This window comes from Micromonospora sp. DT233 (assembly GCF_049841815.1).
Classification (GTDB): domain Bacteria; phylum Actinomycetota; class Actinomycetes; order Mycobacteriales; family Micromonosporaceae; genus Micromonospora.
Genome location: NZ_JBNCLB010000008.1, coordinates 1 through 20,750 on the forward strand (window position 1 = coordinate 1; position 20,750 = coordinate 20,750).

General features: G+C 72.9%; 20 protein-coding genes and 2 tRNA genes. 8 read left to right on the top strand and 14 right to left on the bottom strand.

From position 1 onward, the window contains the following. Positions 1–549: 549 nt before the first annotated feature. On the top strand, positions 550–777 hold the full coding sequence (locus tag ACLQ2V_RS18375; RefSeq protein ID WP_425719738.1) for a hypothetical protein: 228 nt from the start codon (positions 550–552) through the stop codon (positions 775–777). Positions 778–988: 211 nt separating this feature from the next. On the opposite strand, the gene ACLQ2V_RS18380 is transcribed toward ACLQ2V_RS18375, so the two are convergent. The 6 genes from ACLQ2V_RS18380 to ACLQ2V_RS18405 all read right to left on the bottom strand — a co-directional run bounded on the left by ACLQ2V_RS18380 (position 989) and on the right by ACLQ2V_RS18405 (position 6,444). After that, positions 989–1,786 carry a carbon-nitrogen hydrolase family protein gene (locus tag ACLQ2V_RS18380; protein ID WP_425719739.1) on the bottom strand — a complete coding sequence of 266 codons (798 nt, stop codon included), beginning with the start codon at positions 1,784–1,786 and terminating at the stop codon, positions 989–991. A gap of 85 nt (positions 1,787–1,871) precedes the next feature. Further along, positions 1,872–3,167, bottom strand: a complete 1,296-nt coding sequence (clpX, locus tag ACLQ2V_RS18385; protein WP_425719740.1) for an ATP-dependent Clp protease ATP-binding subunit ClpX — start codon at positions 3,165–3,167, stop codon at positions 1,872–1,874. 211 nt (positions 3,168–3,378) lie between these two features. Continuing rightward, positions 3,379–4,041 (bottom strand): ATP-dependent Clp protease proteolytic subunit, encoded by a 663-nt coding sequence (locus ACLQ2V_RS18390; RefSeq protein WP_425719741.1) that lies wholly within the window; start codon positions 4,039–4,041, stop codon positions 3,379–3,381. Positions 4,042–4,055: 14 nt separating this feature from the next. Further along, positions 4,056–4,697: an ATP-dependent Clp protease proteolytic subunit gene (locus ACLQ2V_RS18395; protein ID WP_425719742.1), complete on the bottom strand. Its 642-nt coding sequence runs from the start codon at positions 4,695–4,697 to the stop codon at positions 4,056–4,058. Between the two features lie 168 nt (positions 4,698–4,865). After that, positions 4,866–6,224 carry a trigger factor gene (gene tig / locus ACLQ2V_RS18400; protein WP_425719743.1) on the bottom strand — a complete coding sequence of 453 codons (1,359 nt, stop codon included), beginning with the start codon at positions 6,222–6,224 and terminating at the stop codon, positions 4,866–4,868. A 146-nt stretch (positions 6,225–6,370) separates the two neighbouring features. Further along, positions 6,371–6,444: transfer RNA gene (locus tag ACLQ2V_RS18405), tRNA-Pro, on the bottom strand. A gap of 271 nt (positions 6,445–6,715) precedes the next feature. Between ACLQ2V_RS18405 and ACLQ2V_RS18410 the strand changes: the two genes are divergently transcribed. Continuing rightward, positions 6,716–6,786, top strand: a tRNA-Gly gene (locus ACLQ2V_RS18410). 325 nt (positions 6,787–7,111) lie between these two features. Here ACLQ2V_RS18410 and ACLQ2V_RS18415 read toward each other — a convergent pair. Then, complete coding sequence (locus tag ACLQ2V_RS18415) at positions 7,112–7,531, bottom strand: hypothetical protein (protein ID WP_425719744.1); 420 nt, start codon at positions 7,529–7,531, stop codon at positions 7,112–7,114. A gap of 232 nt (positions 7,532–7,763) precedes the next feature. Here ACLQ2V_RS18415 and ACLQ2V_RS18420 point away from each other — a divergent pair, with 232 nt between their 5' ends. Beyond that, complete coding sequence (locus ACLQ2V_RS18420) at positions 7,764–8,216, top strand: NUDIX domain-containing protein (RefSeq protein ID WP_425719931.1); 453 nt, start codon at positions 7,764–7,766, stop codon at positions 8,214–8,216. Positions 8,217–8,422: 206 nt separating this feature from the next. Then, complete coding sequence (locus ACLQ2V_RS18425; protein ID WP_425719745.1) at positions 8,423–8,782, top strand: hypothetical protein; 360 nt, start codon at positions 8,423–8,425, stop codon at positions 8,780–8,782. 298 nt (positions 8,783–9,080) lie between these two features. On the opposite strand, the gene ACLQ2V_RS18430 is transcribed toward ACLQ2V_RS18425, so the two are convergent. Beyond that, positions 9,081–9,464, bottom strand: coding sequence for a VOC family protein (locus ACLQ2V_RS18430; protein ID WP_425719746.1), 384 nt, complete (start codon positions 9,462–9,464; stop codon positions 9,081–9,083). A 355-nt stretch (positions 9,465–9,819) separates the two neighbouring features. Here ACLQ2V_RS18430 and ACLQ2V_RS18435 point away from each other — a divergent pair, with 355 nt between their 5' ends. From ACLQ2V_RS18435 to ACLQ2V_RS18450, 4 genes are all read left to right on the top strand, one after another. After that, a complete protein-coding gene (locus tag ACLQ2V_RS18435; protein WP_425719747.1) occupies positions 9,820–10,284 on the top strand; it encodes a hypothetical protein in 465 nt (154 codons plus the stop codon). Positions 10,285–10,415: 131 nt separating this feature from the next. Further along, positions 10,416–10,922 (top strand): SigE family RNA polymerase sigma factor, encoded by a 507-nt coding sequence (locus ACLQ2V_RS18440; RefSeq protein WP_425719748.1) that lies wholly within the window; start codon positions 10,416–10,418, stop codon positions 10,920–10,922. Beyond that, entirely contained in the window at positions 10,919–11,377 is a 459-nt protein-coding gene (locus ACLQ2V_RS18445; RefSeq protein WP_425719749.1) for a hypothetical protein, read from the top strand. The genes ACLQ2V_RS18440 and ACLQ2V_RS18445 overlap by 4 nt, the downstream gene beginning before the upstream one ends. A gap of 264 nt (positions 11,378–11,641) precedes the next feature. After that, positions 11,642–12,967, top strand: a complete 1,326-nt coding sequence (locus ACLQ2V_RS18450) for a hypothetical protein (RefSeq protein ID WP_425719750.1) — start codon at positions 11,642–11,644, stop codon at positions 12,965–12,967. Here ACLQ2V_RS18450 and ACLQ2V_RS18455 read toward each other — a convergent pair. Genes ACLQ2V_RS18455 through ACLQ2V_RS18480 form a run of 6 tightly spaced genes read right to left on the bottom strand, consistent with a single transcriptional unit; the run spans position 12,944 to position 20,602 of the window. Continuing rightward, positions 12,944–14,389, bottom strand: coding sequence for an O-antigen ligase family protein (locus tag ACLQ2V_RS18455; protein ID WP_425719751.1), 1,446 nt, complete (start codon positions 14,387–14,389; stop codon positions 12,944–12,946). The genes ACLQ2V_RS18450 and ACLQ2V_RS18455 overlap by 24 nt on opposite strands. Further along, positions 14,386–15,798, bottom strand: coding sequence for a lipopolysaccharide biosynthesis protein (locus ACLQ2V_RS18460; RefSeq protein ID WP_425719752.1), 1,413 nt, complete (start codon positions 15,796–15,798; stop codon positions 14,386–14,388). Before ACLQ2V_RS18460 ends, ACLQ2V_RS18455 begins: the two co-directional genes overlap by 4 nt. Continuing rightward, positions 15,798–17,024 (bottom strand): glycosyltransferase family 4 protein, encoded by a 1,227-nt coding sequence (locus ACLQ2V_RS18465; protein WP_425719753.1) that lies wholly within the window; start codon positions 17,022–17,024, stop codon positions 15,798–15,800. The genes ACLQ2V_RS18460 and ACLQ2V_RS18465 overlap by 1 nt, the downstream gene beginning before the upstream one ends. After that, positions 17,021–18,325 carry a glycosyltransferase gene (locus ACLQ2V_RS18470; protein WP_425719754.1) on the bottom strand — a complete coding sequence of 435 codons (1,305 nt, stop codon included), beginning with the start codon at positions 18,323–18,325 and terminating at the stop codon, positions 17,021–17,023. The genes ACLQ2V_RS18465 and ACLQ2V_RS18470 overlap by 4 nt, the downstream gene beginning before the upstream one ends. After that, a complete protein-coding gene (locus ACLQ2V_RS18475; protein ID WP_425719755.1) occupies positions 18,322–19,503 on the bottom strand; it encodes a glycosyltransferase in 1,182 nt (393 codons plus the stop codon). Before ACLQ2V_RS18475 ends, ACLQ2V_RS18470 begins: the two co-directional genes overlap by 4 nt. Continuing rightward, positions 19,490–20,602, bottom strand: a complete 1,113-nt coding sequence (locus tag ACLQ2V_RS18480; RefSeq protein WP_425719756.1) for a glycosyltransferase — start codon at positions 20,600–20,602, stop codon at positions 19,490–19,492. The genes ACLQ2V_RS18475 and ACLQ2V_RS18480 overlap by 14 nt, the downstream gene beginning before the upstream one ends. Positions 20,603–20,750 lie beyond the last annotated feature (148 nt).

Genomic DNA, 20,750 nt, shown 5'->3' on the forward strand with positions numbered 1-20,750 from the left:
TAAATCATAATTGGCACTGGCTTATCAAGCACCCTGTTGAGTTCTCAAAGAACAACCACACACCATCCGAAACCCCCGCATCGCGGGAGCCCCTTCCGGGGCAACCTGTCCAACCTACCCGATCAGACCTCCGCAGACAACCTCGTTGCCAAGATTTTCCACGCTGTCTCGATCGAACCACGGCACCGCACGCCATCACTGGCGGTCGTTACTGTCGTGGGAAGCCGCAGACCGGCCGATCGCCGCTCTCGCGGCCACCCGCCCGGCTCCTGCCGGCTTTAGCACTCTAGCCGGTCGGCTTCGCGATTGCAACTCCGTCTCACCGGAGATCTTCGCACCGCCCGGAACCAGCCTCGCTCGGCGTCTCCGCCACGATCCTGGCGCTTGCTCTTGGCCGGTTTGTCCGGCCTCGCGCTTGCAGAGAGAAAGTTACGCGTACCGCCACCGGAAGGCAAATCAACGTTCGTCACTGCGAGCTACGTCGCTCGGAACCGATCCGTCGGCTCGGCTCGCCCACGCTCACGGCGCCGGCGTGCCAGAGTGTCTGTCATGGATGACTCCTCCCCCTTTACGGCGACCACCCTGGCCGAGGAAGCGCTGCTGGGGCTGCTGATGCCCCTCTGGCAGCTGGTCATCGGGGCCGTCGTGCTGGTCGTCATCCTGGTCTCGGTCGGCCGACTGGCCCGCCGCGGGCCGTCCCGGATGAGCACGGCGCTGCTGGTCACCGCCGCGGCCATCGCCGGCCTGGCCGTGCTCGGGGTCCTCTTCCAGCGCTGACCGACCGGCCCCTGCTGGCCGAGCGCCCTCCGACCAACCGGCCCCCGGCCGGATCGAGCGGCTCTGCGCCGGGACCGACCAGCGGACTCGGCTTTCCACCGGCCGCGCCGGGGCTACGGTCAGACCGCGCTACGGTCAGGCGGGGCCGTGCGGTCAGGCCCGCCGGCTGAGGTGGCCGGCACCGGCCCTGGCCGTGCAGTCGGTCTCCCGGTCAGAGGCGGCGGTTGGCCAGGCTCGGCAACTCGGCACGGATGGTCCGCAGCCGCTCCAGGTCCAGGTCGACCACGGTCAGACCGGGGCCGTCCGGCACCTGGCCGAGGACCGTCCCCCAGGGGTCGACCACCATGCTGCGACCGAAGCAGGTACGCCCCGGCTCGTGGTCGCCGACCTGACCGGCGGCGGCGACGAAGCACTGGTTCTCGATGGCGCGGGCCCGCAGCAGGACCTCCCAGTGGTCGCGCCCGGTGTGCGCCATGAACGCCGCCGGCACCACCAGCAGTTGTGCCTCCCCCTCGGTGGCCAGCTGCCGGTAGAGCTCGGGGAAGCGCAGGTCGTAGCAGATCGACAGGCCGACCCGGAGGCCCTCCACGTCGACCACCACCGGCTTCTCGCCGGCCGCGACCGTCGCCGACTCCAGGTAGGAGACCCGACCGGGGATCTCCACGTCGTACAGGTGGATCTTGCGGTAGGTGGCGACCAGCGTGCCGGCGCGGTCGAAGACCAGCGAGGTGTTCCAGGTGTGCTCCGGGTCCGGGCCAAGCTCGTGGAACGAGCCCGCCACCAGCCAGATGCCGAGCCGGCGGGCGACGCCGGCGAAGAACTGCCCCACCGTGCCGTCCACCGGCTCCGGGGCCGGCATGTCAGCTGCGGGGCCCAGGTAGTCGACGTACTCCGGGAGGACGGCCAGGTCCGCGCCGGCCTCGGCCGCCCGGACCAGCAGGGCCTCCGCGGCGGCCAGGTTGGCGGCCCGGTCGTCGCGGGCGTTGAGCTGGCAGACGGCGACACGCATGGGCATCAGAGTACGACGGGAAGCGCCGCCACGACAGCCTCGGATCGGCTCCGGAGCCGCGCCCCCCATCGATACGGACGCCGGGTCAGGCGGACTTCTCCTCGCGGTCCCGGCGGGCCCGCCGGCCGGTGAACTCGCGCGGGACGATCGTCGGGTTGACGTTCTCCAGCACGACCTCGCGGGTGATCAGCACCCGGGCGGCGTCGGGGTTGCTCGGCACCTCGTACATCACGGAGAGCAGGACCTCCTCCATGATGGCGCGCAGGCCCCGGGCGCCGGTGCCCCGCAGCATCGCCTGGTCGGCGATGGCCTCCAGCGCCGGCTGCTCGAACTCCAGCTCGACGCCGTCGAGCTCGAAGAGTCGCTGGTACTGCTTGACCAGGGCGTTGCGCGGGTCGGTGAGGATCCGCACCAGGGCCGAGCGGTCGAGGCTACGGACGTTGGTGATCACCGGGAGCCGGCCGATGAACTCGGGGATCAGGCCGAACTTCAGCATGTCCTCCGGCATCACCTGGCTGAAGATGTCGTCGGTCGAGCGGTCGGAGACCGACCGGAGCCGGGCGCCGAAGCCGGTGCCGCCGTGCCCGGTGCGGGCCTCGATGATCCGGTCGAGGCCGGCGAAGGCGCCACCGCAGATGAACAACACGTTGGTGGTGTCGATCTGGATGAACTCCTGGTGCGGGTGCTTGCGGCCGCCCTGCGGCGGGACGTTGGCCACCGTGCCCTCGAGCATCTTCAGCAGGGCCTGCTGGACGCCCTCGCCGGAGACGTCCCGGGTGATCGACGGGTTCTCCGACTTGCGGGCGATCTTGTCGACCTCGTCGATGTAGATGATGCCGGTCTCGGCGCGCTTGATGTCGTAGTCGGCGGCCTGGATCAGCTTCAGCAGGATGTTCTCCACGTCCTCGCCGACATACCCCGCCTCGGTGAGCGCGGTGGCGTCGGCGATCGCGAAGGGGACGTTCAGCATCCGCGCGAGGGTCTGCGCCAGGTGTGTCTTGCCGCAGCCGGTCGGCCCGAGCAGCAGGATGTTGGACTTGGCCAGCTCGACGGCGTCGCTGCCGGAACCCGGTGCGCCGGCCGCGTCGGCCTGGATCCGCTTGTAGTGGTTGTAGACCGCGACCGCGAGGGCCTTCTTGGCCTGGTCCTGGCCCACGACGTAGTTGTCGAGGAACTGGCAGATCTCCATCGGCTTGGGAAGCTCTTCCCACTTCACCTCGCCGGACTCGGCCAGCTCCTCCTCGATGATCTCGTTACAGAGATCGATGCACTCGTCGCAGATGTAGACCCCTGGGCCCGCGATGAGCTTCTTGACCTGCTTCTGCGACTTGCCGCAGAAGGAGCATTTGAGTAGGTCGCCGCCGTCACCGATCCGTGCCACCTACGTTCTCCCTGCACTCATCGGCCGGTGAGCCGGCCATGACCTGCGGACACTGCGCTCCGTCCGCCTCTGTACCACCTCGCCGGACCGAACCGACTCAAGCGGTACGGACCCGACGTTACCCGCTGGCGGGGGTTTCTCCGACCCCCAAATCGGGCGTGTCAGAGGCCGGCCGGAAGCTCTCCGGCCGGCCTCCGACCCGTTGCTCGCCTCAGCGGGCCGCGTTGGCGGCCAGCAGGCCCTTCTTGCGGCTGGTGAGGATCGTGTCGATCAGCCCGTAGTCGCGGGACTCCTCGGCCGTCATGATCTTGTCACGGTCGATGTCCTTGCGGACCGCCTCGACCGGCCGGTTGCAGTGCTGGGAGAGCATCTCCTCCAGCTGGGTCCGCATCCGCAGGATCTCCCGGGCCTGGATCTCGATGTCCGAGCCCTGCCCGTAACCGCCCTCGGTCGCCGGCTGGTGGATGATGATCCGCGAGTTCGGCAGCGCCAGCCGCTTGCCCGGCGTACCGGCGGCCAGCAGCACGGCGGCCGCGCTCGCGGCCTGACCGAGACAGACCGTCGAGACGTCCGGCCGGATGTACTGCATGGTGTCGTAGATCGCCGTCATGGCGGTGAAGGAACCACCCGGCGAGTTGATGTACATCGTGATGTCGCGGTCCGGGTCGGTGCCCTCGAGCGTCAGCAGCTGCGCCATCACGTCGTTGGCGGACGCGTCGTCCACCTGGACGCCGAGGAAGATGATCCGGTCCTCGAAGAGCTTGTTGTACGGGTTGGACTCCTTCACCCCGTACGACGTGCGCTCGACGAACGACGGCAGGACGTAGCGGTTGTGCACGGCCGCGAACTGTGGCGGCAGGCTCAGGTCGGTCATCGTCAGCTCCTCGCTCAGCTCAGGGTCCCGGCGCCTTCCGGAACCTGGGTGGCTCCGGTGATCACCTTGTCGATGAAGCCGTAGTCCATGGCCTCCTGGGCGGTGAACCAACGGTCGCGGTCCGAGTCGGCCTCGATCTGCGCCTGGGTCTGGCCGGTGTGGTGCGCGACCCGCTCCTGGAACATCCGCTTCGTGTAGAGCATCTGCTCCGCCTGGATGGCGATGTCGGACGCGGTGCCGCCCATGCCGCCGGACGGCTGGTGCATCATGATCCGCGCGTGCGGCAGGGCGTACCGCTTGCCCTTGGTGCCCGCGCAGAGCAGCAGCTGGCCCATCGAGGCGGCCATGCCCATCGCCACCGTCGAGACGTCGTTGTCGATGAACTGCATGGTGTCGTAGATCGCCATGCCGGAGTAGACCGAGCCACCCGGCGAGTTGATCCAGAGGTTGATGTCGCGGTCCGGGTCCTCCGCGGCGAGCAGCAGCAGCTGCGCGCAGATGCGGTTGGCGACCTGGTCGGTCACCTCGCTGCCCAGGAAGATGATCCGTTCCTTGAGCAACCGGTTGTAGACCGAGTCGTCGAGGTTGCCAATGTTGTCGCCACCGCGGGCCTCGATCGCCCGGAGCGGCTTGTTTGGGATGTGCATGTCGGTCATGGCAGCCCTTCGCTCTCCGTACCGTCTTCACCGACACTAACCGCTCGTCCGGGTGGCACAGTCCCGGTCGGGGTGCTTTTCGCTCTCAGCGCAGCCCCTCGCGGACGACCCGGAAAAGGGCTTCGGCCGCCGCCCACCACAGCGGTGGACGGCGGCCGTACCCGGCGATCAGTGCTCGTGGTCGTGGTCGTGGCCCTCGGTCTCGCCGCTCTCCGCACGGATCGCGTCGAGGCTCACCTCGTTGCCCGCCGTGTCCTTGATCTTGATGCGCTCCATCACCGAGGCCAGCGCCTTACCCCGGCGCACGTCGCCGAAGACGGCACCCGCCGCGCCGGAGCGGACCAGCTGGTCGTAGTACTGCTGCGGGGGCATCCCGGCGCGCTGGGCGCGGTGCACGATCTCGTGGCCGAACTCGTCGTCGGAGACCTGCACCTCCTCGGCGTCGGCCAGGGTGTCCAGCAGCAGCTGGATCTTGACCCCGTCGGTCGCCGCCTCGTTCAGCTCGGCGTCGATCTGCTCCTCGGTCTTCTCCTCGGCGGCGAGGTACTCCTCCAGGGAGGCACCGATCCGCTCGAGCTGGTCGACCATCGCCTGCTTGCGGCTGGAGACTTCCTCGCGGACCACGCCCTCCGGCGCCGGCACCTCGGCGGCCTCGACGAGCTGCGCGAGGGCCTTGTCCCGCGCCGCGTAGACCTGCTCGACGCGCTTGTTGCGGCTGACCTTCTCGCGCAGGTCGTCGCGGAGCTCCGCGATGGTGTCGAACTCGCTGGCCAGTTGGGCGAAGTCGTCGTCCAGCGGCGGCAGCTCCTTCTCCTTGACCGTGCGGACGGTCACCGCCACCTCGGCGTCGCGCCCGGCGAAGTCGCCGCCGACGAGCTGGGTGGTGAAGGTGGTGCTCTCGCCGGCGGCGAGGCCGACCACGGCCTCGTCCAGCCCCGGCAGGAGCTGCTTGCTGCCCACCTCGTGGGAGATGTTCGTCGCCGAGCCGCCCGGGACGTCCTCGCCGTCGACCGTGGCGTTCAGGTCGAGCTGCACGTAGTCGCCCTCGGCGGCGGCCCGCTCGACCGTCTTCAGGGTGGCGAACCGCTCGCGCAGGTTCTTCACCTGCTCGTCGATCTCGCTGTCGTCGATCTGCAGCTCGTCGACGGTGACCTCGACGGTGCTCAGGTCCGGCAGGGTGATCTCCGGGCGGACGTCGACCTCGGCGGTGAAGTTCAGCGAGTCACCGTCGTTGAACTCGGTGATCTCGACCTCGGGGCGGCCGAGCGTCTTCAGGTCGTGCTCGCGGACCGCGGCGAGGATGTTCTCGGGGATGGCCTCCTGCACCGCCTCGTTGAGGACGGCGCCCCGGCCCACCCGCTGGTCGATCACGGCGGACGGCACCTTGCCCCGGCGGAAGCCGGGAACCTGCACCTGCTGGCCGATCTCCCGGTACGCCTTCTTGAGGCTCGGCTCGAGCTCGACGAACGGCACCTCGATGGCGAGCCGCACGCGCGTCGGGCTCAGAGTCTCGACGGTGCTCTTCACAGGCGTACTCCTTGACGGATCTCAGTTGAGTCTGGGCGTGGATTCAGCCCATCGAGTGTAGGCGAGCCGGCGCGGCCCTCCGGCAGCGCCCGGAGCACCGCACCGAATTCGGGCGGCACCCGGAGCGACCCGGTCGCGGACGACAGTCGGGGTGGCGGGATTTGAACCCACGGCCCCTCGCTCCCAAAGCGAGTGCGCTACCAAGCTGCGCCACACCCCGTGGCGACGAGAAGTGTATGCCGTCCCCGCCTGCCGGAAGTGCCGGGGAGCCCCTAACACCCCGAAGATCCCCCGCTCTTCCTCCCCCTCCCCCGCCCTCGGCAGGCAGCATCTTCGGGGAAGTTGCTGCCTGGGCGCGCCGGGGAGGCAGCACGTTCCCCGAAGATGAGCGGATCTTGGGTACTGGACGGGTGCGGGCGGGGAGGCAGGGATGCGCGACCGGGTGGGGGCACCGGGTATGATGTCCAAGCGATCGCGGAGAGCGGTCGCATGCGGGCGTAGCTCAATGGCAGAGCTTCAGTCTTCCAAACTGACGGTGCGAGTTCGATTCTCGTCGCCCGCTCTACCAACCTCCTGCCCAGGTCAGAGGCGGTCTACTCGATCCCTGACCGGTCGGCCACTCCCCGCTCTGATCTTGTGGGCCATCTGCGGGCCATAGCTCACGCCTACAGTTGCCTGGCTAGGGCGATCATCGCGGCTGTGGCAGACGAGTTCAGTAGCCGTGGTGGCGTGGCCTACGTCGACCAGGGAGTGACGACATCTGCGGCAGAGCCGCGACACGTGACCATGGGCACGCCACCTCAACGCCTTGTAGGAACGGTGCGGATTTCGCACCACCAGCATTGGCCATCGGGGGGCGGCTGCAACAGCCTCAGGCCGAGGCGTAGTCACTCCCGGCCGGCGAGTGATAGGGCGACGTCCAGTTCGTGCTGTTTGGCCGGAGTTAGGACGCCAATCCTTTCGACCAGGAACTCCACGCTGACAGTCGTGCCCCAGGTGCAGAAGATTCTGCCGTCCCTGGGCAGCGCCACGCGAACCACGCCGCCCTCCTCAAGGCCCTCCTCAGCACCGAAGAGGACCTCGATGCCAATGGCGCGTTGGTCCGGCCCGGCCTCCTCTAGGATCCGGCGCCGCACGCCCACATCGACCGCCTGCTCGCCAGACATCAGGACGAAACCAACCTTCTGGGAGGGGGTGGCCGGTTCGACGACCTGCATGACCAGGAATTCCGGCCCCGTGCCCCCCGAGAGCAGCACGACGGGCCGCTTTTCGTCGAGCTGAGCCCACCAAAGCTCGCCGCGCTCCACGTGCCCTCCTCGCGTCCGGTTCCTTATCAGCGCCGCCCGCAGCCTATCTCTCTGATATCAGCGGGGCCGGTGCGTGCACATCGGCACGACCGTACGTCGAAAGACCGGTCCTGCCGTGACGCTCCGTAGCGCGGACACTGACCACCCGCTACCCGGTGACTGCGCCAGGCGGATTACAAGCGTCGGCGTGCCAGCCCAGCCCATCTACGCTGCCCTGGTGACGGCCAATGAGATGCCACCCGTGGCAACCCCACGCGTCGCCGCCGGCGTCCTCTTCTTCGACAACGAGGGCCGGGTGTTGCTCGTACGCCCCAGCTACAAGAACCACTGGGAGATTCCAGGCGGCTACGTCGAACCCGGCGAGTCACCCCGTGCAGCGTGCCAACGCGAGGTCGAAGAAGAACTCGGCCTCACGACTCCACTCGGGCCGATGCTGGTCGTTGACTGGGCACCCGCCGAGCACGAGGGAGACAAGCTGCTCTTCATCTTCGACGGCGGGACGCTCACAGCGGAGCAGGAACGGGCCATCCACTTCAAGGACGGGGAACTTACAGATTGGCGCTACGTGGCCGCAGATTCCCTGGAGCAGCACGGCCCGTCGCGGCTCACCCGCAGGATCCGCACCGCTATTGTTGCCCGCCACAGCGGAGGCCCTACGTACGCTGAGCACGGCACCGCACCCTGAACCACGGGCGTGACGATCTCGAGGGTGCCACCGAACGCGCTCCAGCAGTCCGGGCCAGGCCGGTAGCGTTGGCCGTACCGGCCGACGCGCTTCGCGTGGCGGGCGCAGACGAGACCCCAAAGGGTGTAGTCACCGACAAAGCGGAGGCACAGCGCTCGGCCTTCCCCACGGTCTTCAGCCGGTGTCCGGCCACTACCGTGCTGCCCGTGACGACCTACGAGGCGGGCGCGACGGCCGTGGACATCCTGCTCGCCAGCGCCGCTGTCGCCCTGATCGGGTGCGCTGCCTGGGTGGTGGTCCACAGCCGGCACGGGTCAACGGTCCGGCTGTTCGGGCGGACCATGCATCACCCTTGGCTGTGGGCCGCAGCGGCAGCGTGCATGGGCTTCTACGCTCTCCTGGGACTAGGAAACCTCGCGGAGGTCACGCCCGCTACTTGGCGCACTCCGGCCCGGTGGATCGGCGCGGTGCTGTTCCCGGCCACGTGGACCCTCATGGTCGCCCACTGGGTCCTTGAGTATCGCGCCAGGCGTCGGCATGGCCGTGACCAGCACATGGGGCGGTGACGAGCGCCAGCGTCGCTCCCGCTCCTCGTAGACGTAGGCGGCCCGGAGGACGTCTGCCAGTAGCGCCCGGGTGGGCTGCTCGGGCAGCTCCCGGCCCTGGCTGCGGGCCCAGCCGTCCATGCTGCCGATTCAGCGGGACGCGGCTTCGAGGCAACGGGGCAGGTCCAGATTTTCCCAGTGGTCCGGGGTTCGGCCGATTCGTCGGCGAGCGCGCGTACCTGGGCCGTTCTCGTCCCCGGCGCCCCTGATCTTGTGGGGCCCCAGAGAAGCCCGCGAGACCAGCCGCGATCGGAACGACCTACCGCTCCTCGAACAGCTCCCACTGGATGTTGTCCGGATCGCGGAAGACGACCATCGCCGGGCCCTTCGAGTCGGCCTTCACCCCGCTGTTCGGGACCTGGTTCGCGGTGAGCACCTCGGCGACGCGTGCGACTTCACCCACGGGCACGCCGATCGCGATGTGGTCCAGGCCGATCCTTGCCTCGGTGAAGCGGTCGCCGGAAGGCGTTCCGGGCAGGGCGGGATGAAGCACCAGGCTGGTCGAGGTGCCGCCCAGCCTGAACCGCAGCTTCTCGCCCGGAAAATCCTGATCGACCCGCAGCCCGAGGATCTCCTCGTAAAAGCGGCGAGACCGCCCCAGGTCGCTGACGCGCAGCGTGAGGTGATGGAACTGATACGTCATCGAGCGGACGCTAGGTTAAGGCCCGCTGACGGTCAACGGTATTCGGCACCCCGCTCGCCTCTCCCCAGCACCGTTACGTCGGGCCTGTCCGGGACCGCGATACCGATGCACCTCCTGCGGCCAGTCAAGCACGGTCGCGAGCACTCATCGTTGAAGGTGATCAGGTACTCCGTCACGGTCTTATTCCTCGGGCGCGGGACGAGGGTCTTTCCCGACTCCTCCTATGTGGCGGCCAGGCCAATTCCCACACACTCGTGCTGCGAACGGCTGGACCCTTGACACGACAGTGCCGCGCCGCGTCGACGGGCGCGATCGACCTGGCGGACTCGGCAGCGCGGTGGCAACCTCTGGGGCCATGGAACTTCTCGCCCGGCACGAGGCCGCCGTCTCCATCCTCTACGGCCACTTCGCGCTGCGGGACGCGTGGTGCGACGCCGGCGACGACGACGAGTCGTACGAAGCTGCCAAGGGTCACGTAGCCGGGGCGTCCACGTACCGGCTCACCGTGCCGACGCCCTCGGATCCGCTGCGGGTGGGGCTTGAGCTGCGGATCTGGGATGGCGAGCCCGCGCCGGACCCCGGGGCGTGGGACGGGCACCGACAGCTTCAGTTGCACTGCCCCACCGGAGAACTGCTCGTCGAGCAGATCACCGCCGGGGCGGCGGCGGAGATCATGCTGCCGCAGAGGGCCGGGGTGTACGGCGTCCGGGTCCACCGGAACGGGCGCGACGCCACCCAGCGATATCTCATCGAGCTCTGGTGGCAGACGCCGCTGCCGCCCGACGACGACGAGGACTTCCACGGCGAGCTGTGGAGCTGACCGCCGCCCTGCCCTGCGGCGACTCGATCCAGTCGGCGAGGACGCCCGCACGAGACTCGTCGGCCAACTCGGGATAGCGGGCCGGTCCTCGAACGTCTGTAACGGGTGAACGAGGAAACGAGGGTGGCGGGGTGGACGAAGACGAACGGGCGCGGCTGGCCGAGTTCGTGGCGAGCCGTACGCCGGCATTGATGCGGGTCGCCTACCTGCTCACCGGTGACCGGGGCGCCGCCGAGGACCTGCTCCAGTCGGCGTTGGCGAAGACGATTCCGAAGTGGAGGAGCATTCGCCACGCCGATCCGGAGGGGTATCTGCGGGCGGTCATGTACCGGGAGCAGGTCAGCTGGTGGCGGTGGTTGCGTCGGCGTCGGGAGGCACCGATCGGGCTGGGCGAGCCCATGGTCAGCGATCCGAGCGCGCAGGCGGATCTTCGGCTGGCGCTGCGGGCCGCGCTGCGGCAGCTGCCGCCGGCGCAGCGCACGGTGGTGGTTCTTCGCTACTACGAAGACCTGCCGGAGGCCCGGGTCGCCGAGCTGTTGGGCTGTTCGGTGGGGACGGTGCGTAGCCGCACCCACCGCGCGGTCACCCGCCTGCGTCAACTCCTGCCGAATCTGGAACGTCTGGAGCTGCTGCGATGACCGACCCGTTCGAACACCTGCTCCGCTCCACCCTCTCCGAACTTGCCGAGGAGGCACCGACTGTGCACAACCCATTGAACGAGGCGGAGCGACGCGTGCGTAACCGCCGCCGCCGGACCATGGCGGCGAGTGCGGCGGGAGCGCTGGCCGCCGTACTGATCGGCGCGCCGTTCGCGTTCGCCGACCGGGGCGACGACCACGACCGGTCGCCACAGCCGGCGACCAGCGCCCCGGCACCGGGCCCGATCGAGTCGCAGGAGGCGACCCCGGCACCGGCCCCGAGCGCGTCCGAGTCCACCAGGCCGACCTCGGCCGGCCCGCGCCCGACCACGTACGTCAGCCCGCGCCCGGCGCCGACCGTGTCCAGGTCCGCGAACCCGGACCCCCGCCCGAGCAAGACGGCCCGGCCCCCGCGCCCGTCCACGTCCCCGACCGCCCGGCCGACTGCACGCTGATCCGGACCTTCGCCGGCTGCGTACGCGGCGCACTGGGCCCGCCGCCTGAGGTGGCGGGCCCAGGGTCCGAATACCTGAGGCGGCCCCGCCGACCGGACGGGCACGTCCATCGCGCCGCCGGGCCGGTGATCCCGATCCTCCGCGCTGACGGCGCAACCCCGACAGAAGCAGGGGCGTGCTGACGGCGCAACCCCGACAGAAGCAGGGGCGTCCGGCATGGGCGGGGATGGATATCATCACGGGGGCGAGCGGAAGAGGTCGCGCATGCAGCCGGTTGTTCCGTACCAACTCCGTCGGAAGCTCGGCGTCTGCCAGATCGGAAGCATCTGGTCCGCCGTCGACGATCAGGAGCGCCCGCTGGCGGTGGCGGTGCTCGACGCGGGCATCGCCGGCGAGCCACGCTGGCGGGACGCCTTCGCGGCCACCACCAACGCGATCGCCCATGCCGAGACCGCCGGCCGGCTCTACCTCGCCGCGGACTTCTCCGCCGACACCCCGTGGGTCGCGTACCCCGGCGAGCTTCTCCAGGCGGCGGAACGCACGTTCGTCGCCCTCGGGATGACCTACCAGCCCGTCCCTGCCGACCCGGCCGACGACCCGGACGGCCCCGGCCCGCGTGACCAGCCGGGCGCACCCGAGCAGCACGGGCGGCCAAGCCCGCACGCGCAACCAAGCCCACACGAGCAGCAGAGGCGACCGAACGCCCCCGCACAGCCGCACTCCGAGCCCCCGCGTGCCCCTGCGCCGACCGCACCCGCGCCGCCGGCCCCCCGTACGCAGCCGACCTTCCCTGCGCAGCCGCCCGCCGGATGGGCGCCGCTGCCGGTGCAGACCCCGACGCCCTCGCCGGCCGGAACCCCGCCGCATCCCGCGCGCCCCACACCCTCGACCTCGGCCCCGGCCCCGACGGGCCCCGGCGCCGGCCGGTGGGCGCTGCTGGCCGTCGGGCTCGTGCTCGGCCTCGTGGCCGGCGGGGGCCTGGTCACGCTCCTCGACCCGGGCGCGGGCCCGTCCGGTCCGCCCCCCACCGCCGGCCCGTCGTCGCTGCCGGCACCGGCCTCCGCCGCCGCGCCGCTGAGCCCCGGCCTGGAGCCGCCGGCCAAGGGCGAGTGGCCCCAGTGGGTGCGGTTCACCGCCACGGACCGGATCCTCACCCTCACCGAGCTGGACGGGGTGTCCTTCCCGGTCAAGGTGCCGCCCACCTGGCGGTGCACCTCCGTCGAGCGGGCCGCGGGGCTCAGCCGGCACCAGTGCGGCGTCCCGGCGGGCGGTGGGACGGCGCTGGGTGGCGAGCTGGTCGTACGGCAGTGCCCGGCCCCGTGCGACGGCCCGCGCCAGACCGCGATGCGGCTCGGTGAGGAGGCCTGGGGGTTGCAGTGGGTCCGCAGCGGGCCCTCGTCGGCGTACGCCGAGAGCAGCAGCCTCAGCATCGACGGTGAGCGACGGTACGGCCTGGTGGTGGTCGCCTACTGGCGCAGCGGCGACGGCGACGTCGACCAGCAGTTGGTGCTGCGGATGACCGCGCCGCTGGCCGGCGCGAACCAGCTTCGCCGGGTCGCCAACTACCTACGCGACGTCCTGGTCTTCTGACCCGCTCGGCGGGCCCGGATCGGGCGGGTCTGGTGGCCCCGCCCGTGCGATCAGGCAGAGCGGCAGCCAGGTCAGGTGCCCGGCGAGGGTGACCGCCGCATGCGAGGCCTCCAGCCAGGAGACCCAGGCCAGCGCGACCAGGAACAGCACCGGGACGACGGCCGGGGACCCGGAGCGCGGCGGCCCCGTGATCGCCCCGGCCCCGGCCATGGCCCCGGCCCCGGCCCCGGCCAGGATCGTCGCCCGCCGCCAGACCAGGCCGAGCAGCACCGCGAAGAGCGCCACGGTGAGCAGCCCACCGACGGTCAGCAGGTGCACGAGCAGGTTGTGCCCGTGGGTGTACCGGCCGCCGAGCGCCTCGGCCAGCCCCGGCTGCCGCTCGAAGTATCCGGGGCCGTGGCCGGTGAAGGGTCGCTCCGCCCAGCGGCTCAGCAGCGCCCGCCAGATCCGCCCCCGCTCGGTGAAGCTGGCCGGGTCGGTGGTGAGCAGCGGGCTGGCTACGGTCAGGCCGAGCCCGGCCGCCACCGGCACCCCGATCAGCAGCCCGCGCGGTCGGCCGTGCTCCCCGATCAGCAGCCCGCGCCGCCCTCGCGTGAGCAGCCCCCGAGGGAGCACTCCCCAGCTGAGCAGCGCCCAGCTCAGCAGCACCACGAGGGCCGCCAGTTGGCTGGTCCGCGACCCGGTCCAGAGCAACGCCACCAGGATCGACGTCAGGGCGACCCGACGCGTCGGCGGATGCCGCAGGCCGAAGACGAACGGCAGGCTGAGGGCGAGGATCAGCCCGAGCACGTTCGAGTGCGGGTACGGGCCGGTGAGCAGCCCGCCGATCGCCCCGCTCTTCGCGCCGGCGTCGGCCCCGGTGAGCAGCGCCAGGTCGGGCCGCAGGGCCGCCAGCAGGATCGACCCGGCGGCGGTAACCGCCCCGAGCGCACCGATCGTGGCCAGGACCGACGGGCCGGGGCGGAGCACCCAGCTGGCGACGGCGGCGGCGGGGAGGGCCAGGGCCACCGGGCCGGGGCGTTCCCCGGCGATCAGCCCGGCGAGGTGGATGGTCGCCAGCGGGGCGAGGACCAGGGCGAGGGCCGGCAGTCGGTCCGGGCGGCGCCGCCACAGCCCGTACCCGGTGAGCAGGACGGCCAGGCCGAGGAACGCGGCGGTGACGGCGTCGCCGAGGAGCCGGCCGGTGGCGGGCATCGACTCCACCGGGGAGTTGAACGCCGGTCGCCCGTCGTGCAGGACGTCGACGAGCTGCGGGCCGGTCACCCTGACCCAGGCGAGGACCAGCAGCACCCCCACGCCGACGGTGCCGACCCGGCCCGCGCCGGTGGAGCCCGGTCGGCACCGGCTGACGGACCGTCGCCACGTGCCCATCGGCCGGCCCCGCCACGCGCCCATCGGCCGGTACGGCGACCGGGCCGTCATCGGCGTGCCCCGCTCGTGCCGGCCGCCGGGGAGCCGGCGGCGTCGTCCCCGCCGGGAGGGTCGCCCCGCCGGGCCCCGGCCAACCAGGCGGGCAGGGCCCGCAGATCCGCGGCGTACGGCACGGTCACCGCGCGCAACGACGGCACCGCCGGCAGCCGGCGGACCGACCGGGCCGCGATCCCGGCGGTCACCGCGTAGCCGATCAGGCTGGCCAGGGCCGCGCCGACCGCGCCGCGCGGGGCCAGCACGACGAGCAGGAGTACGCCGGTGAGCGAGCCGGCGACCAGGGCGGCCGACGACCGGGCCGCCTCGTCGTGGGCGAGCAGCAGGGCGCTGTAGACCTGCCCGCAGGTGAAGACGACGGTGCCGGCGCAGAGGATGACGGTGGGCAGCGTGGCGGGGGCGAAGTCGGCGCCGAAGAAGCGGGGCACCAGCAGGCCCGCGCTGGCGGCGAGCAGGGCGCAGCCGAGCGCCGCCGCCGGCACGGCCACCCGGGCCACCCGCAGCGCCGACGCGGGGTCGTCGTCGGCCGCCCCGCCCAGCAGTACGGTGCGGGCGGCGGTGGCCACCACGGTCGGCAGTTCCGCCACGCTGACCGCCACCGCGTAGAAGCCCAGTTCGCGCGCGCCGAGCAGCGGCAGGCCGACGACCTGGTCGAGCCGGGCGCTGGCGGTCGCCGCGAGCACCCCCGGCAGGCAGGCGAGCGAGTACCGGAGCAGGGACCGGACGGGAATCGGCCCGGCCGGGTCGAGCGCTGCGGCCCGGTCGGCCGGGCCGTCGGGGTCGCCCCGCTCGGCGCGATCGGCCGCTGCGCCGGGGCCTCCCGGGGCGGCGCGGCGGCGCAGGCGGGGCAGGCCGACGAGGACCCCGCTGGCCGTCGAGGTCAGGAAGAGCAGGGCGGCCCAGAAGGCGCTCAGGTCGAACGCCACGCAGGCGACGACCATCAGCGTCGTCCGCAGCGCCGCCGGCAGGACCTTCATCAGGTTGACCCCGCCGATGTCCCCGGCCCCGGTGAGCGCCCCGATGACCAGGTTCCCCACCAGGTGCAGCGGCGCCAGCAGCGTCAGCGCCACGAACTGCTGGCGCTGGTCGCCGGCCCGGTCGAAGACCAGCAGACCCAGCGCGGCCAGCAGCAGCACGGCGACCAGACCGAGGGGCACGGCGGCCAGCAGGCTGACCCGGGCGGCGTCCGGCCGGGACAGCCGGCGGCGGCGTACGTGGAAGGCCAGCGCGTCCTGCAGGCCGTAGGTGCCCAGCCAGCCGCAGACCACGATCGGCAGGGTGAGCGCGGCGTAGAGGCCGCGCCCCTCCGGCCCGAGCTCGCGGGAGAGGAACGGGCTGACCAGCAGCCCGCTGACGGGGATGAGCAGGTTCGCCGCGCTGGCGGCGACCAGCCGGTTGGCGGCCATCACCCGGGCGGTCCGGCGCGGCCGGCGGCCTCGGGAGCGGGACCGGCGGCCTCGGAAGCGGGGCGGGCTGCGGCGTCGAGCGCGGCCAGCAGGCGCTCGGCGAAGCGGGCCTCGGAGAACTCCCGCCGCACCAGCCGCGTCGCCTCCCCGGCCATCGCGTCCAGGTCGGCCGGGGTGGCGGCGAGGAGCTGCCCGGTCAGCGCGGCCGGGTCCGGGGCGACGCGGACGGCGGGGCTGACCGGGATGCCCTCCGCGCCCACCGGCGTGGTGAAGACCGGCACCGCGTGGGCCAGCAGGGTGAGGGTCTTGAGCTTGACCCCGGCGCCGCTGAACAGCGGCACCACCCCGGCGCGGGCCCCGGCCAGCGCCGGGCGCAGGTCCTCGACGTAGCCGCGCACCAGCACGCCCCGGTGGCGGCCGAGCTCGGCGCGCAGCGGCACGGTCAGCCCCGAACCGATCAGGCTCAGCGTGAACCCGCCCCGGGCCAGCGGCGGCCAGCCCTGCGCCAGGAAGCGCCGCAGCCCGCTCAGGTTCGGCTCGTACGCGAAGCTGCCCAGCCAGACCAGCTCCCGCTGCCTCGGTCGGGGCCGGTGGTCGGCGGGCAGGGGCACGCAGCTGGGCAGCACGAAGGTGGCGCTGCGGCCGTGGTGGCGGCGCAGCCGGTCGGCCTCGTCGGCGCTGGTCACCGACACGGTGGCGCAGCGGGCCAGCGCCCGCCGCTCGAAGCGGGTCGAGACGGTGGTCAGGTATCGGGCGCGCAGCCGGTGCACGGGGTCGCGCGCCGCCGCGATCTCCTGCCGGGCGCTGGCGGCGAGGACGTTGGCCTTGTCCCAGTGCCAGCGCAGCCCGGTTGTCGGGAAGTAGGCCCCGGCCGCCTCGCCGAGGGCCAGCCCCGCGCCGTCGCGGCGGCGCAGCTCGTGGTGCAGCTCGGCGCTGTAGCGGCTCCTGATCCAGGGCGGCAGGCCGCGCGCGAGGGACTGCGCGTACCGGCCGGGCGGGCCGAGGCGGTCGTACCGGAAGGGGGTGGCCGCGAAGGTGTGGACCGGCATCGGGGCGAGCATCCGGCGTAGCTGTTCCACCTGGTCCGCCGTGGTGTCGGGGCGGCGGACCGCCAGCAGGGTGCAGCCCGGCAGGCGGGCCAGCGCCCGCAGCATCATCGACACCCGGACGGGGTCGCCCCGGTCGGGCGGGAGCGGGAAGTACGACGAGACGACGGTGAGGGTCACCGGGCGCCACCTCCGCCGGGCGCGGCGGGCCGGGCGGGGGCGGTCGCGGCCAGGTCCCGCCAGACCGAGAGCAGCCGGTCGGCCTGCACCGCCGGGGCGAACTCCGCGCGGAGCCGGGCCAGCAGCGACCGGGCCCGGCGGCGGGCCGTCGCCGGGTCGACGGCCACCGCGCGGAGCGCGGCGGCGAGGGCGACCGGGTCGCCGGGGGGCACCAGCCAGCCGCTGTCCGCGTCGACCAGTTCGGCGATGCCGGAAACGGCGGTGGTGACCACGGGCACGCCCTGGCTGGCCGCCTCCATCAGGAAGACCGGGATGCCGTCGAGGTCGCCGTCCGGGGCGGGCCGGCAGGGCAGGACGGCGACGTCCGCGCCGGCCAGCGCGGCCGTCGCCACCGGGTGCGGCACCGCCCCGTGCAGCGTCACGACGTCGGTGAGGCCGGCCGAGGCGACCTGGCGGCGCAGGGCGGCGCGCAGCGGCCCGTCGCCGTAGACGTCGTACCGGATGCGGTGGCCGTCGGCGACGAGCCGGGCCACCGCGTCGACGGCGGTCGCTACCCCCTTCTTGGGGATCAGCCGGGCGACGGTGACGATCCTCGTCGGGGCGTGCGGGGCGGCCGGGGGCCGGCCCCCGGGGAGCGCGGTCGCCAGCGGCCGGGCATCCGGCGGCGGGGCATCCAGGAGCCGGCCCTCCGGCGGGCCGGCGACCAGGAGCCGGGCGTCGAGGGCGGCCCGGACGATGCGGTGCGGGACCTGCGACATGGGCACGCCCCGGGCCGCGAGCTGGTCGGCGGTCGCCGCCGAGACGACGAAGAGGTGCCGCAGCCGGCGCAGCCGGTGGCGCAGGGCGGTCGGGTCCGCGTCGAGCAGGAAGTCGGCGGCGTGCGCGGTGGCCGTCACCGGCCGCCCGAGCCGCCGCCCGAGCAGCAGGGCCACGGAGGTGGGCAGGTTGACGAAGTGGGCGTGCAGGACGTCCGGGTCGAAGCGCGCGACCCGCCCGGCGAGCGCCCCGGCGGCGGCGCTGGCCAGCAGCGCGCGGGCCAGAGACGGCCAGCCGGTGGCCCGCGACGGCAGCCCGAGCAGCCGCAGGTCGGCGGGGAGGCCGGCGAGGTCGGCGGGGCGGCGCAGCAGCCCGGCGGTGGCGCGGCCCGGCGCGGCGCCCCGGTTGCCGTCCGGGGCGGCCACGAAGACCTCGACCGTCGCGCCGGCCGCCCGTACGGCCCGGATCTCGGCGGGGATGAAGGTCTCGGTGAGCCCGGGTGGGTGGGCCAGGACGTACCCGATCCGCAGCGCCGTCGCGTTCACCCGGCGCTCCGGGCCGGGGTCGGGCGGTGGGCGCGGCGGACGGTCTCGAAGAACTCGCCGTGCTGCCGGGCGCATTCGGCGTCGGTGAGCAGGCCGGGGGTGCGGGCGGCCCCGGCCGCCAGGTCGCCCCGCAGCCGCGGCGAGGCGACGAGGGCACGCAGCACCGCGGCCAGCGCGTCGGCGTCGCCCGGTGGGACGAGGACGCCGTTGACCCCGGAGCGGATCCACTCCCCCGGCCCACCGCCGGCGGTGGCCACCACGGGTCGGGCCCGGGCCAGCCCCTGCAGCACCGTCTGGCCCAGCGGTTCGGGCCCGAGCGAGGCGTGCACCAGGACGTCGATCGAGTCGAGGAAGCCGGTGACGTCGTCGACGTGCCCGAGGAACGTGACCTGCGCGCCGATGCCCAGCTCGGCGGCGAGCTGCCGCAGCCGCGTCTCGTAGACGGCCTCGCCGAAGAGCGGGGCACCGCAGAGGTACGCCCGCACGCCCGTCCCGCGCAGGGCGGTGGCGAAGGCGCGGAGGAAGACGTGCTGGCCCTTCCAGTGCTGCAACCGGCCGACCATGCCGACGGCCCGCACCTGCGGGGCGACCTCGGGGTGGCGCACCCGCTCGGCGATCCCGCTGGGGCTCTGCAGCACCGCCCGGTGGGTCGGGAAGCGGGGGCCCTGCGCGACGCTGGCGAGGGTGAAGCCGGAGTTGGCGATGAGCCCGTCGGCGCGGGGAACGGCCAGCCCACGGAACGCGGGCAGCCCGATCCGGCCCAGGCTCTCCACGGTCAGCGGGCCGCGCAAATGCACCACGAGGGGGCGGCGGCGGGCCCGGTCGGCGAGGGCGCAGATGATCGCGGCGGCGGCGGTGTTGGCGTGCACCAGGTCGGCCTGCTGGAACAGCGGGCTGCGCCGCAGCACCCGGGCCCCGTCCCGCAGCGCCGTCAGGTAGCGGGCGGCCAGCAGCGGCGACCCGCTTCGGGTGCCGCCGGTGGGCAGGGTCGGCAGGTCCCGGGCCTGCGGCACCTCGTGGGCGGGGAGCCGGTCGAAGGCGACGCCGGTGGCCGGGCCCAACAGGGCGGCCCGCCAGGGCCGGCGCTGGCCGAGCAGCCGGGCCAGGGCCAGCTCGGCCCCGCCGGGCTGCGCGGTGTGGGTGACGTGCAGCACCCGCATCGGTTCAGCCGCACTCATGGGTGACCCACTCGGTGACCCGGCGGGCGAAGGTCTGCGCGGAGAAGCGGGCCGCCTGCGCGGGCAGCCGGGCCCGGTCCAGCTCGTCGAGCCGGCCGATCGCCGCCGCGTAGTCGCGGGGGTCCGCCGAGTCGACCAGGACGCCGGTCTCGGCGTCGACGACCGTCTCCAGCAGGCCGCCGCGGCGCAGCCCGAGCACGGGGGTGCGGCAGGCCTGCGCCTCGACCGGGACGATGCCGAAGTCCTCGTGGACGGGGAAGAGCAGGGCGCGGGCGCCCCAGTAGAGCTGCCGCAGCCGCGCCCGGTCCGGCCGCAGCTCGATGGTGACCGGCACGCGGGCCTGCCGGGCCAGGCGACGCAGCCGGGCCTCCTCCGGCCCGCAGCCGGCGATGACCAGGGGCAGGCCGGCCGCCTCGGCGATCGCGATGATCAGGTCGAAGTTCTTGTACGGCACCCAGCGCCCGACGCCGAGCAGGTAGTCGCGCGGGGCGGTCCGGTCGGCGGCCGGCGCGGCGGCGAAGAAGTCGACGTCGACGGGTGGGTTGATCACCCAGGCGTCGCGTCGCCAGTGCCGCCGGATCCGGTCGCGCACCTCGATGGAGTTGGCCGCGTAGCTGTGCACGTGCTGGCTGAGCCCGACGTCGAGCGCCCGCAGCACCCGGCGGGGCCCGGCCAGCAGCGGGCCGGCCGCGCGGTCGTCGACCGCCGGGTTCCACAGGTAGCGGGCGGGGGCGTGCACGTAGCTGAGGTGCCGGGTGCGTTCGGGCCGGCCGAGCCGGACGGTGTGCGCGAAGGCGTGGCTGGAGGAGATCACCACGTCGAACCGTTCCCGGGTGAGGGTCCGCCAGACCAGCGGCATGAACGGCAGGGCGGCGGCCTTGTTGCCGCGCAGCGGGGTCCGGGCCAGCCAGGACACCCGCAGCCGGGGCGGGTCGGCGTCGTCGTCGCTCCAGAGGGCGAAGCGCTCGGCGGCGGGGAAGACCTCGGTGAGGTGCCGGAAGACCTGTTCGGCCCCGCCGGTGGCGGTGAACCACTCGTGCACCAGCGCGACCGAGCGGCCGGCCCACGGGGGCGTCACCGGCGGGACACGCTGGTCCATCACCACCTCGCACCCCCGCAGCGTGTGACGACCGCCGATGCCATCCGGACGCCGATGGTAGCGAAGTCGTCGAACGGAACGCATCGCCGCGACGATCGCAGTCGGCAATCGGACATCGAATCCACCTGGCAATATCGATCGTCCAAAC